Origin of the sequence: Yersinia frederiksenii ATCC 33641 (assembly GCF_000754805.1) — a bacterium.
In the GTDB taxonomy this organism is placed as follows: Bacteria; Pseudomonadota; Gammaproteobacteria; order Enterobacterales; family Enterobacteriaceae; genus Yersinia; species Yersinia frederiksenii.
The window spans coordinates 4,499,577-4,512,821 of the sequence record NZ_KN150731.1 but is presented as its reverse complement, the minus strand read 5'-3'; the positions used below and the strand labels follow the sequence as shown (position 1 = coordinate 4,512,821).

Here is a 13,245-nt window from a genome sequence, read left to right as displayed (position 1 = left end):
GAGTCAAAAATGACCGGAACACTTTTTGTCAACAACATGGTCGTCAACAATCTTGCAGGGCTGCTGATCATTACCTCGCTGCTGGTAATCATTGCTAAAAAGCCCGCCACATCGGCACTGTTTTACGCCTTGCAATCGCTGGTATTGGTGCTGATTTTTCTGGTATTGGCGGAAACATTACATGCTCATGAACTGTATCTGTGGTCGCTGACCGCCTTTATCACCAAAGTGGTGTTGGTACCGTGGATTATGTATCGCGCCTTTCGTCAGATGGAAGACCCCAAAGCCAACGGCGGTGTCATTGGCACCGCCACGCTAATCTTTATCGCTGCCATCATTATCTTACTGAGCTACTTCGTGGTTGAGCCGGTGCAGTTACCGATGGTCAGTGCGCTGAAGCCCGCGCTGGCTGTTTCGCTTGGGCATTTCCTGATTGGCCTACTGTGTATCGTCACCCAGCGCAATATTCTAAAAAACATTTTCGGCTACTGCCTGATGGAAAATGGTGCTCACTTGATGTTGGCGCTGTTGGCCTTCCGCGCGCCAGAGTTGGTAGAGATTGGCATTGCTACCGATGCCATTTTCGCAGTGGTGGTGATGACGCTAATGGCGCGAAAAATTTACCGCACACTGCACACGCTGGATGTTAAACAACTGACGGCGCTAAAGGGGTAATGAAATGAGCAATACTGACCTGCTGTTGTTACTGCTGGCGATACCTCTGATAGCCTCGCTGTTGGCATTTGCTTGCCGATTCCTGGGGAGTTCGGCACGAATGGCGACCACTTGGGTGCATTTTACCGGCATCACTTTATTGCTGGTGGTGGCCTTGACGGTGGTCTGTCGAGTCGCGCTGGGCGGGGAGATTCTGGTCGCCCATAACTGGCTGCATATCGATAGCCTCAGTGCCCTGTTTCTCGCCATTCTCGGGGTTATCGGCTTTATCACCGGCCTCTATTCCCTCGGCTATATGCGCCATGAAGTCAATAATGGCGAAATAACCGTTAGTACGCTGTGCAGCTATTATGGCTTTTTCCATCTATTCCTGTTCACCATGCTGCTGGTCGTCACCAGTAATAACCTGATTTTGATGTGGGTCGGCATCGAGGCCACCACCCTTAGCTCCGCCTTTTTGGTCGGTTTATATGGTCAGCGCTCGTCGCTGGAAGCGGCCTGGAAGTACATTATTATTTGTACTGTCGGGGTGGCATTCGGGCTATACGGCACAGTGCTGGTCTATGCCAATGCCGCCAATGTTCTGGCTGATCCGAGCAGCGCCATTTTCTGGACGGTGGTAGCTGAACACGCCAAAGAACTGGACCCTAGCCTGATGCATCTGGCCTTTGTCTTTATTCTGATTGGCTTTGGCACCAAAACCGGTCTGTTCCCGATGCACTCTTGGTTGCCGGATGCCCATAGTGAAGCGCCAAGCCCCACCAGTGCTCTACTTTCCGCTGTATTGCTCAACTGCGCGCTGCTGGTGATTATCCGCTATTACATCATTATCAGTGCCGCTATCGGGCCGCATTTCCCGCAAATGCTGTTACTGGTATTTGGCATGATGTCAGTTGCCGTCTCCGCATTCTTTATTCTGGCGCAGCGCGATATGAAGCGCTTGCTGGCCTACTCCAGTGTCGAAAACATGGGTTTAATCGCCGTGGCGCTAGGTATTGGTGGGCCGCTGGGGGTTTTGGCCGCCCTATTCCATACCCTGAATCACAGTCTGGCAAAAACCTTACTGTTCTGTGGTTCCGGTAACGTGCTACTGAAATATGGCACCAGGGATATGGGAGCGATAAAAGGCATTATTCGTGTTGCGCCACTCACTGCGGTATTGCTGGCGGGCGGCGCGCTAGCGCTGGCTGGGATGCCACCTTTTAACGTGTTTATTAGTGAATTCATGGTGGTTGTCGCCGCGATTAAAGCTGGGCATATCACGCTGGTCATTGTGTTGCTATTACTGCTTACACTGGTACTGGCAGGTTTGGTGCGCATGATAGCCAGCACTGTGCTGGGTACCCCTCCAGCGGCGGTCAGCAAAGGTGAGCTGGGCATTCTCACCACCGCCCCCATGGTTATTTTATTACTGTTGATGCTGCTGCTTGGGGTCCATATTCCCTCACCAGTAACCCGCTTACTGACTGATGCGGCGCAAATTGTCCTCAATGACCACAGCCGCGACGCCATTCATCAACCGTTTATTTTGCCGTGGGAGCATCTGTCATTCATACCGGAGATTTCCCCGGCTCAACCTATTAATTCCGTCGCAGAAACGCACACCGCTCTGCCATTCACCCCGACTCGTCAGGAGATGTAACGTGACTCACGAAACGCCTATTTCAGCTATTCCGGTTTCAGGGAAGCCACACTGCGGTGAAAAACTGGGGGCCGCCTATGTGGCTCGCCTGCGTGAACAGTTTCCAGCGGCGATCCTCGATGAAGAGTGGCAGACCGATAATCAGCTGACCATTACCATCAAGTTAAATAGCCTGCCCGATGTGGTTGAACACCTTTATTACCAGCAAGGTGGCTGGTTGTCGGTGCTATTCGGCAATGATGAACGCAGTTTAAATGGCTATTTTGCTATTTATTATGTGCTGTCGATGGAAGGCCGCGAACAATACGGCATTGATACCGGCAAACACTATGGCGACAAATGTTGGGTGATAGTCAAAGCACTCATCAGCCCGGAACGGCCTGAGTTCCCATCGGTTACCCCTCGAGTCCCGGCCGCGGTTTGGGGCGAGCGCGAAGTACGGGATATGTATGGCCTACAGCCGGTTGGCCTGCCCGATGAGCGCCGTTTAGTCCTACCCGACGATTGGCCGGATGATCTCTACCCTCTGCGCAAAGACACTATGGATTATCGACAGCGCCCAACACCCACCAGCGATACTGAAACTTATCAGTTTGAAAACGAAGCGGGTAGCAGCAGCCGGGTGGTGCCGATTGGCCCCATGCATATCACTTCCGATGAGCCAGGCCACTTCCGCTTATTTGTCGATGGCGAAGATATTATCGATGCCGATTACCGCCTGTTTTATGTCCATCGTGGCATGGAAAAACTGGCAGAAACCCGCATGGGTTATAACGATGTCACTTTCCTTTCGGATCGTATCTGCGGCATTTGTGGCTTCACCCACAGTGTGGCTTACACCTCATCCATTGAAAATGCGTTAGGTATTATCGTGCCGCCACGGGCGCAGATGATCCGCACCATTTTGCTAGAAGTGGAGCGGCTGCACAGCCACCTGCTCAATATCGGTTTGTCCTGCCACTTTGTTGGTTTTGATACCGGCTTTATGCAGTTCTTCCGAGTACGCGAGAAAGCCATGACCATCGCCGAGATGCTCACCGGCGCGCGTAAAACCTACGGCCTGAATCTGATTGGCGGAGTGCGCCGCGATATCCTGAAAGCCGATCGCCTCAAAACCCTGCAATTGGTGGCTGAGATGCGCGCGGATATCAGTGAGCTGGTCGACATGCTGATGAGCACCGCCAATATTGAGCAACGCACTGTCGGGGTTGGCATGTTGGACCGCAAAGTGGCCCGCGATTTCAGTCCGGTTGGTCCAATGATTCGTGCCAGTGGTTTTGCCCGTGATATGCGCCACGACCACCCTTATGCCAACTATGCCAATATTCCTAAAGAGCTGTTTAGCCTTGAGGGCTGTGATGTGCACTCTCGCCTGCTGGTGCGGGTGCGTGAATTCTTCGACTCATTAGTCATGATTGAATATGGTCTGAACCACATGCCCGGAGGGCCGCTGCTGGAAGAGAAAGTCCACTATCAGCCATACAAGTTTGCTCTCGGATTCTCAGAGGCGCCGCGCGGTGAAGATGTCCACTGGAGTATGACCGGTGATAATCAAAAACTGTTCCGCTGGCGCTGCCGGGCAGCAACTTACGCCAATTGGCCGGTACTGCGCTATATGCTGCGCGGCAATACCGTTTCCGACGCGCCACTGATTATCGGTAGCCTCGATCCTTGCTACTCCTGTACCGACCGCGTGACTTTGGTGGATGTGCGCAAGCAGAAATCCGTCACCGTGCCCTACAAAGAGATCGAGCGTTATGGCATTGAGCGCACCCATTCGCCGCTTAAATAGAGGGATGAAGAATGTTCAAACTGTTTAAAACCATCCTGAAAGTCGGCGATACCACGGTGAAATATCCGTTCAAGCCACTTGAGGTTAGCTCTGGATTTCGCGGCAAGCCACAATATGATGCCGAACAATGCATTGCCTGCGGAGCCTGTACCATGGCTTGCCCTGCCAACGCGCTGACGATGGAAACCGATATCGTCAATGGTACACGCCAGTGGCAACTCTTCCTTGGGCGCTGCATTTTTTGTGGTCGTTGTGAGGAAGTTTGCCCAACGCGGGCCATTGTGTTGTCTCAAGAGTTTGAGTTGGCGGTGTTCAATAAAGCAGATTTATATCAGCGCGCCAGTTTTACCCTCGCCCATTGTCGACAGTGCCAAGAACCCTTTGCCCCCCAAAAAGAAGTGGATTACGTCATGGCGCTGCTGATTCACTCCGGGATGAATGCTGAGGATATTGAACAGCAGCGGCCCCACTTTGAAACCTGCCCTGAGTGTAAACGAAAGGAAAATATTGTCGGAAATGACAATATTCTGCTTAAAAACAATATATTGCCTAAAAATAATATTTCTGTGGACAACCCGATACGCCAGGATGGGGAGAGCAACCTATGAATCAGCCACATTCATTAAAACCGGCTTGGGGCCACCATGTCAGCCAACCAGTCGCCCTTGATCCTGCGGTTGCACAGTTAAAAAGCAAACTGCTGAAGGATATTAGGCGCTCGGCCTATGTTTATCGGGTGGATTGTGGTGGTTGCAACGGTTGTGAAATCGAGATTTTCGCCGCCATTACACCACTATTCGACACCGAACGATTTGGTATCAAAGTGGTGGCTTCACCACGCCATGCCGATATTCTGCTGTTCACCGGTGCCGTGACTCGCGCCATGCGCACCCCGGCGCTACGGGCCTATGAGTCCGCACCGGACCCCAAAATTTGTGTCTCTTATGGCGCATGTGGCTGCGGTGGCGGTATCTTCCACGACCTATATTGTGTCTGGGGTGGGAGTGACACCATTGTGCCCATTGATGTGTATATTCCCGGCTGCCCCCCCACTCCCGCCGCCACCATTTATGGCTTTGCTGTAGCACTGGGCTTGCTGGAGCAAAAACTAAAAGGCGAGGACCATCAGGAAGCTAGCGGTGAACGCGCGGCATTGATTCACCCTGATGCGCCACTCAGCCTAAGGGTATTATTAGAGCGCGAGGCCCGCCGTATGGCCGGTTATCGTCAGGGGCGAGAAATCACCGACAACTTTTTGTCACTGCTGGCTAATCAGCCCCTGCAGGAGTTAGAACTGCGCTGCCAGATTTACCTTAATCAGCAAGATGACCCCCGGTTAAGTGAAATATTTGCCAACCTGCAACAAATCACCCTGATGCAACTGGCCGGAGGGCAGATTGATGTCCGCTAAAGTTATTTTTTATGCCCTGAATCAGAAATTTCTCGACAGTGATGACGATATGCCCGAGCAGGCGCAGCAAGTGATGTATTACTCACTGGCTATCGGTCACCATGTTGGCGTGATTGATTGCCTGAAAGCCATTATGGAGTGCCCGCTGGCAGAGTATGAACAGTGGTTTAGCCAGTTACCGGAAGGGGAAGCCCGCCGTAAGATGGCCGGTTTGCTGAAATTTGGTGAAATCACCATCGACAGCACTCATACCCAATTACTGGCCCACGCGTTTGCTCCACTGGCACAAAACCCGGAGTCGTTGCACCAGCCATGGAGCCAACAACTGTTACAAACCCTGTACGATATTGAACAGGAACCAGCAATTTATCTCATGGTGAAACGTCGCCCATGACTATGCAGAACAGAGCGCTCAATTCAGGCGCAATCACTAACTTGGTATTAACGGTTGGTAACAGCATGATGGGCGATGATGGTGCTGGCCCGCTATTGGCCGAGCGCATGACCCAGCAACCATTAGCCGATTGGCAAGTGATTGATGGCGGTTCAACCCCCGAGAATGTCGTCCATCGCATTCGTGCTTTACAACCGACACGGCTCATTATTGTCGATGCCGCCGATATGGAACTGTCGCCAGGGGAAATTCGTATTATTGATCCAGAGCGGATTGCCGAAATGTTCATCATGAGCACCCATAATTTGCCACTCAATTTTCTTATCGATCAGCTAAAGGAAGATATCCACGAGGTGCTGTTCGTCGGTATCCAACCCACACTGGTGGCGTTTTATTTCCCCATGACCGATGTCGTCAAGCAGGCGGTGGAAACTCTGTATCAGCAATTACCTGACTGGCAAGGTGACGGCGGTTTTCATCACCTTTAATTGAGTGACGGTGTGGCGTCGTCAAATTTGCCGACGTCACATCTACCGACAGTTCTCCCTTTCATTCCCATTCTGATGAAACTTGAATAACTCATTATAAAACAATGGCTTTACCTCATTTTCACTCACTGCCGTTAACTTGGCATAAACCATGCAATAAACCATGAAATGTGTAGGTGAATATCGATGTTAGGTCATGGTCCATTTTGCTCACCCGAGAGCGAATCTACCAGAACGCTATGAGTACCCAATAGGTTTCAAAACACAGAAAGGCGGCAAATAAGTGAATCCCGATGAGTTGACCCAAGTCAGTGATTCGGGTGAACGAATGCAGCTAACACGGCTGCAACTTGAAAGATGAAGGGTAAGGAGATTAAGCAATGAACCGGTTCATAATTGCAGACCCAAAAAAGTGCATTGGTTGCCGCACCTGTGAGGTGGCCTGCGTGCTGGCACATAACGGTGGCAAGCTGGATGCCATGACCAAGGCCAATTTTGCCCCACGGTTAAAAGTGGTCAAAGGGCTAAATGTCAGTACCACCATTATGTGTCGTCACTGTGAAGATGCACCTTGCGCCAATGTTTGCCCAAACGGTGCAATTGTTCGGGCAGCTGACAGCATCCAAGTGTTGCAGGAGAAATGCATTGGCTGCAAAACCTGCGTCGTTGCCTGCCCGTATGGGGCCATGAATGTGGTGACCAAGCAGGTCGAGGTCATATTCAACGGCCTATCGCAAGGTTTTTGTCTGAAGGCAGAAGCACAGAAATGCGATTTATGTGAAGGCCACGCGGCAGGCCCGGCCTGTATTTCTGTTTGCCCAACTCAGGCGCTGCATATGATTGGCAGTGACACCATGCAGGCCATGCTACGCAAGAAGCAGATGCGTGCTGCGCTGGATGAAGCCAACGAGATGTATTTCTAGTCGACACGGCTGCAATCACTAATGGCCCATAAATCAAATCATTGGCTTTGCAGCAAGGCAGCAATTGAGCAAATCCCGCAGAGCTGACTGTCAGTGATTCGGGTGACGAGAGCAGCTAACCCCGCTGCGACTCCAAGAACGAAGGATAATTAACATGCATAAAGCACTCACTGTCTGTCCCTACTGCGGCTCCGGCTGCAAAATAAATTTGCTGGTTGAAAACGGCAAGGTTGTCGGTGCTGAAGGCGCGAATGGCGTCACTAATCAGGGCGAATTGTGTCTGAAAGGCTACTATGGCTGGGATTTTCTTAATGACACCAAATTGCTGACACCACGCTTAAAACAGCCGATGATCCGCCGTCAAAAAGGCGGCAAACTGGAAGCGGTCTCTTGGGATGAAGCTATAGAATTTGCCAGTAGCAAGCTAAGGGAAATTAAAGAAAAGTATGGCCCGGAAGCCATTATGCACACCGGATCTTCCCGTGGGCCGGGCAATGAAACCAACTATGTGATGCAGAAATTTGCCCGCGCAGTCACCGGCAGTAACAATATCGATTGCTGTGCTCGTGTATGTCATGGCCCATCAGTGGCGGGGCTGCAAGTCACTCTGGGTAACGGCGCAATGAGCAATTCCATCTGCGAGATTGAAGATACCAAATGTATTCTAGTGTTTGGTTATAACGCCGCCGACTCCCACCCTATCGTGGCACGGCGCATACTCAAAGCGAAAGAGAAAGGCGCTAAAGTCATTGTTTGCGACCCCCGACATATCGAAACCGCACGTATTGCCGATCTCTGGCTACCGCTGAAAAATGGCTCGAATATGGCGCTGGTTAATGCCTTCGCCAACGTGCTCATCACCGAAGAGTTATACGATAAAGATTATGTTTCGCGTTATACCGAAGGGTTTGACGAATATCGCGAAATTGTCGCCAAATATACCCCAGAATATGTCGAAAGCATTACCGGATTGTCAGCACAAACCATCCGCCAAGCTATGCGTATCTATGCCGCCGCACCGTCTGCCACTATTTTGTGGGGCATGGGGGTGACCCAATGGGGACAGGGCGTGGATGTCGTGAAGGGATTATCTGGCTTGGCCTTGCTCACCGGCAATCTCGGGCGGCCCAATGTCGGCGTTGGCCCAGTTCGCGGGCAAAATAACGTGCAAGGTGCCTGCGATATGGGGGCATTGCCGAATATGTATCCGGGATATCAAGCTGTTACCGACCCGGCAACATTAGAAAAATTTGCCAAAGCTTGGGGAGTTCCTTCTCTGTCTGGCAAAATTGGCTACTCATTGACCGATGTTCCGCACAAAGTGAAAGAAGGCAAAATCAAAGCCAACTATGTGATGGGTGAAGATCCACTGCAAACTGAACCGGATTTGTCGATGATGCGCGAAGCCTTCAGCGAGTTAGAACTGCTGATTGTGCAGGACATCTTTATGACAAAAACCGCCGCCGAGGCAGATGTGATTTTCCCTGCGACTTCGTGGGGCGAGCATGAGGGGGTTTACTCGGCCGCCGACCGCGGTTTCCAACGCTTTGAGAAAGCGGTTGATCCACAAGGTGATGTCAAACCGGACTGGGAAATTATCAGCCTGATGGCGACCGCCCTCGGTTATCCGATGAAATATAATAATACCCAAGAAATTTGGGATGAACTACGCGAATTGTGCCCGCTATATTATGGCGCAACCTACGAGAAAATGGCCGGTTTAGGTTATATTCCCTGGCCTTGTACCACAGAGGACAGCCCCGGCACGCCATGGTTATATGCTGGTAACAAATTCGACCGCCCCGGCGGTAAAGGATTGTTATTTGCCAGCGAATGGCGGGCACCTATGGAACAAGTGGATGAGGAATATCCACTGGTGCTCTGTACTGTTCGCGAAGTCGGCCACTACTCTTGCCGCTCTATGACCGGAAACTGTTCAGCACTACAGACCTTGGCCGATGAGCCAGGTTATGTGCAAATCAGCCCACAAGATGCCAATAAAATGCATTTGAAAGATCAGCAATTGGTCTGGGTTGAATCGCGCCGCGGCAAAGTTATCACTCGAGTCTCAGTCAGTGAGCGCATCAATGTCGGTGCAGTGTATATGACTTATCAGTGGTGGATTGGTGCCTGTAATGAATTGACCCTTGATCATTTAGACCCAATATCCAAGACACCGGAATACAAGTATTGTGCCGTAAAACTGGAGCCCATCGCAGATCAGACCTGGGCAGAAAATTATGTACAACAGGAGTATAGCCAGTTGAAGGCGCGGCTACGTAGAGAAGCCGAAGTCAGTTAATGGATGAATAACGACTGTATTTTGCCAGTCTGAGCCTATCCAGACTGGCAAAGCGGTGGCACAGTGCATGAGGGTGGAATATTTATTTAAGTCGTATTCCATTACTTTTCACATCAAGCTGTCTTCGTCTTCAATACTTTTTACTGATATTCCGAGGCGCTGCATGCGCGATAACAGAGTAGTACGTTTCAACCCCAGTTTAATTGCCGCCCCTTTAGGGCCAGCAACCACGCCGTTAGTTTCACGTAATATCCGAATAATTCTCATACGTTCTGACTCTGAAAACTCCGGTTCTTCGCTCTCTGGTAACAGTGCTTTGTGAACCGGTTTTTCTGACACCGGTTTGGCAACTTCTAGTGGTGATAAATGATATTCCAGTTCTTGTAACTGCAAATTCAATGTGGTTCCACGGCTGAGTATTACCGCACGCTCAATCACATTTTCCAGTTCACGTATATTACCCGGCCATGGCAAACGGCTGAGCAATCGCAGAGTTTCGCCCGGAATGGTATCGATAGTGCGATTCATACGTTTGGCTATTTTCTGAGTAAAGAACTTTACCAATAAGGGGATATCTTCAGGACGCTCGCGCAATGGCGGGATAACAATAGGAAAAACATTGAGCCGATAATAGAGGTCACTGCGATATTCCCGATTCACCATCATCAATTTTAAATCACGATTAGTGGCGGCAATGAGTCGAACATCAACCGGAATAATTTTACTGCCACCCAAGCGCTCTATTTCTCGCTCTTGTAATACCCGCAGGAGTTTGGGTTGCAGTTCAAGGGGAATATCGCCGACTTCATCAAGAAATAACGTGCCACCATCAGCCATTTCAAATCGGCCAATACGTTGTGAGGAAGCTCCGGTATAAGCGCCCTTTTCATGGCCAAATAGGTCACTTTCCATTAATCCCGAGGGGATAGCCGCACAGTTCATTTTCACCATACGTTTATTCTTACGGGTACTTAGATTATGAATTGCACGAGCAATTAACTCTTTACCGGTGCCGGTTTCACCAAGAATCAGCACAGTACAATCACTGGAAGCCACCATTTCAACCTGCTCCAGCACGGCTTTAATCCCTGCACTTTGCCCGATGATCTCACCAAACTCTTCATTATGAATAATTTGATCAGTCAGATAGAGATTTTCATTTACCAATGAATCTTTCAGGCGAGTAATTTCGTTGTAAGCCAGAGCATTATCGACCGCAATAGCAATGCGGGCGGCGATTTGTCGTAACAGTTTGAGATTGCTGTCAGTGAAAATATCACTCTGGCATTGCGCCAGTTTTAATATTCCCAACATCTTATGACCGAAAAACAGCGGTAATAGGCAAACTACCTGTAAACCATCGTCCAGCATATTGGCCAGTTGTTTGTCATCCGGTGCCAAGAAAGAAATATCCGCCAGATTAACCAGTAATAATTCCCGACTCTGTAAAGCTTGCCCGGCTAATGTCCCCGTCATGTCTACCCATGCCTGCTGATGCTGCACCGCTTTACCGGCCTGATAACGGCTCGAAAAAACATTCAGCTTATTTTTGTCCTTATGGGTACCGCATATTGCCAGGCCGATGTAATCAATTTTGAAAAAACGGTGTATTTCTTTAGAGACTTCCGCCGCCAAGACATCCAGTTCTAGTTTTGAAATAACGGTGTTGGTGACATCCACTAATATCCGGAAGTGATCTCGTTCGAAACGTAGCTGTTCACGTTCAGAGAATGCTCGGTTTATTTCAGTAATATTATCAACCGCGATGGCTACCACCTCGGCCAGCAATCCCAAAAATGTCACGGCCTGTTCATCAAACTCACTGTCATCGGTTTTAATAAACTCAACACAGCCCGACCAATGATTATTATGGCCTAAGGGGAAATGGCAGCCAGAATGCAATTGCTGATAAGGCGCTAAGTCGCAAACAGCTAAAAACTCCCTTTGCATACGGTTAGGATCAGTTTGCAAAGGCGTCTGTTGCTGCCAGGCTACCCCGCCGGGGCCTTCGGCAAACAAGATATTTTGTGTTCCCACCACCCTGTCAGTCACCTCATCATGGGTATAAAGTGACATTTGGTTATACAGTGGGTTTAGCAGTAATAAATTGACACGTTGGAAACGGACCACAGAAAAAGAGAGTTTCCTGAGTTCATTAACTAGATCGGTTATATCCCGCAATAGTAATAATTTTTTAGACACCTGAAACAATGTATCTTGCCAGACTTGAGCCAATGTGGGACGGGGTTGTTTTTTTGCGCTATCCATATATACCCAAAGTCATTAAGCCCAAAAAAATGGATGATAGTTACTTTAAAGTATTGAAATGAACAAATATATATTAACCAGCGATAAGCTTGATCTGGAATAACAAACTATTTTACCAAAATTTATGTCTTCTTTCTGACGGGTGAAATCACGTCTCATTCACACCAAAATCAAATAAAACATTAAGTTACACGTAGTTACAGCTATCCACTTTCAACTCGCCAACCCCCCTTCGATATACAATTAATTATATAGCGAAATCCCCCACCAATGAGCAGCGTAAATATCGAGTCATACAAGTAATAGAGAAATAAACCATAAAAATCCTCGCAGAATGGATGGTACGAAAAATGCATGAAATTACCGTTAGGAAAGTCATTATTCAATTTTCGATTCACCACTTCCCTCAACATTAAAATAAGCAACAAGGAGTTATCAATGAGTATTGAAAATCCCTTTGACCTACGACTTCCGGTTGATATGGCAAAGCTTGCAGAGCAAGTCGGTATATATAAAGCCACCAAAAACCCGGCAACCACTTTTTATTTAGCCATGACTGCTGGTGTTTTTATCTCTATTGCTTTCGTCTTCTACATTACTGCAACTACCGGTACTGCTGGTGTGGCCTTTGGCTTGGCAAAGCTGGTCGGTGGGCTCTGTTTTTCCCTCGGCCTTATTTTGGTTATTATCTGCGGTGCTGATTTATTCACGTCTACCGTACTTATTGTAGTGGCAAAGGCCAGCGGTAAGATCAGTTGGCGGCAATTAATCTACAATTGGATTAACGTCTATTTCGGTAATTTAGTTGGTGCTCTATTCTTTGTCGCGCTGATTTGGTTTGCCGGTCAGCATACGGCAGCAAATGGTTTATGGGGCCTCAATGTGTTGCAAACTGCCGATCACAAATTACACCATACTTTTGTTGAAGCGGTATGTTTAGGTATTCTGGCTAATTTGATGGTCTGTTTGGCGGTCTGGATGAGCTACTCTGGACATACTTTGACTGACAAAATCGTGGTGATGCTGTTACCCATTGGCATGTTTGTTGCCAGTGGATTTGAGCACAGTATCGCTAATATGTTTTTGATCCCCTTGGCTATTGTGATTCGTGATTTTGCATCCCCCGAATTCTGGCATTCCATCAATGCCACACCTGACCAATTTACCTCTCTGACGATGTCTAATTTTATCATCGATAATCTTATTCCAGTGACTATCGGTAATATCATTGGTGGCGGGCTATTGGTAGGGTTGACCTACTGGATTATCTATCTGCGTCATCCGGCCCATTAAATCTATACTGCTGTTTATATCGACAATTTTGACGAAATGACTTTAATCACAGTGACA

Annotated in this window: 11 protein-coding genes; 10 read left to right on the top strand and 1 reads right to left on the bottom strand. The window is 49.0% G+C overall.

All coding sequences use genetic code 11. From position 1 onward, the window contains the following. The first annotated feature begins 9 nt into the window (after positions 1 to 9). From hyfE to fdhF, 9 genes are all read left to right on the top strand, one after another. Positions 10 to 675, top strand: a complete 666-nt coding sequence (gene hyfE, locus DJ58_RS02005) for a hydrogenase 4 membrane subunit (protein WP_032911050.1) — start codon at positions 10 to 12, stop codon at positions 673 to 675. Between the two features lie 4 nt (positions 676 to 679). Continuing rightward, a complete protein-coding gene (locus DJ58_RS02010; protein WP_004709177.1) occupies positions 680 to 2,317 on the top strand; it encodes a hydrogenase 4 subunit F in 1,638 nt (545 codons plus the stop codon). Position 2,318: 1 nt separating this feature from the next. Continuing rightward, positions 2,319 to 4,109: a hydrogenase large subunit gene (locus tag DJ58_RS02015; protein WP_004709176.1), complete on the top strand. Its 1,791-nt coding sequence runs from the start codon at positions 2,319 to 2,321 to the stop codon at positions 4,107 to 4,109. 11 nt (positions 4,110 to 4,120) lie between these two features. Continuing rightward, positions 4,121 to 4,717: a hydrogenase 4 subunit H gene (gene hyfH, locus DJ58_RS02020; protein WP_004709175.1), complete on the top strand. Its 597-nt coding sequence runs from the start codon at positions 4,121 to 4,123 to the stop codon at positions 4,715 to 4,717. Then, the gene (locus tag DJ58_RS02025) at positions 4,714 to 5,520 is read left to right on the top strand and encodes an NADH-quinone oxidoreductase subunit B family protein (RefSeq protein WP_032911049.1); all 807 of its coding nucleotides are present in this window, start codon (positions 4,714 to 4,716) and stop codon (positions 5,518 to 5,520) included. Before hyfH ends, DJ58_RS02025 begins: the two co-directional genes overlap by 4 nt. Beyond that, a complete protein-coding gene (locus DJ58_RS02030; protein ID WP_032911048.1) occupies positions 5,510 to 5,914 on the top strand; it encodes a formate hydrogenlyase maturation HycH family protein in 405 nt (134 codons plus the stop codon). The genes DJ58_RS02025 and DJ58_RS02030 overlap by 11 nt, the downstream gene beginning before the upstream one ends. Before the next feature lie 2 nt (positions 5,915 to 5,916). Further along, positions 5,917 to 6,402 (top strand): hydrogenase maturation peptidase HycI, encoded by a 486-nt coding sequence (hycI, locus tag DJ58_RS02035; protein WP_004709171.1) that lies wholly within the window; start codon positions 5,917 to 5,919, stop codon positions 6,400 to 6,402. A gap of 380 nt (positions 6,403 to 6,782) precedes the next feature. Further along, positions 6,783 to 7,325 (top strand): 4Fe-4S dicluster domain-containing protein, encoded by a 543-nt coding sequence (locus DJ58_RS02040; protein ID WP_032911047.1) that lies wholly within the window; start codon positions 6,783 to 6,785, stop codon positions 7,323 to 7,325. Between the two features lie 154 nt (positions 7,326 to 7,479). Further along, positions 7,480 to 9,627 (top strand): formate dehydrogenase subunit alpha, encoded by a 2,148-nt coding sequence (fdhF, locus tag DJ58_RS02045; protein WP_004709167.1) that lies wholly within the window; start codon positions 7,480 to 7,482, stop codon positions 9,625 to 9,627. Between the two features lie 108 nt (positions 9,628 to 9,735). Here fdhF and flhA read toward each other — a convergent pair whose 3' ends face one another. Continuing rightward, complete coding sequence (gene flhA / locus DJ58_RS02050) at positions 9,736 to 11,895, bottom strand: formate hydrogenlyase transcriptional activator FlhA (RefSeq protein WP_004709165.1); 2,160 nt, start codon at positions 11,893 to 11,895, stop codon at positions 9,736 to 9,738. Positions 11,896 to 12,333: 438 nt separating this feature from the next. Here flhA and focA point away from each other — a divergent pair, with 438 nt between their 5' ends. Continuing rightward, the gene (gene focA, locus DJ58_RS02055; protein WP_004709163.1) at positions 12,334 to 13,188 is read left to right on the top strand and encodes a formate transporter FocA; all 855 of its coding nucleotides are present in this window, start codon (positions 12,334 to 12,336) and stop codon (positions 13,186 to 13,188) included. The last annotated feature ends 57 nt before the right edge of the window (positions 13,189 to 13,245 follow it).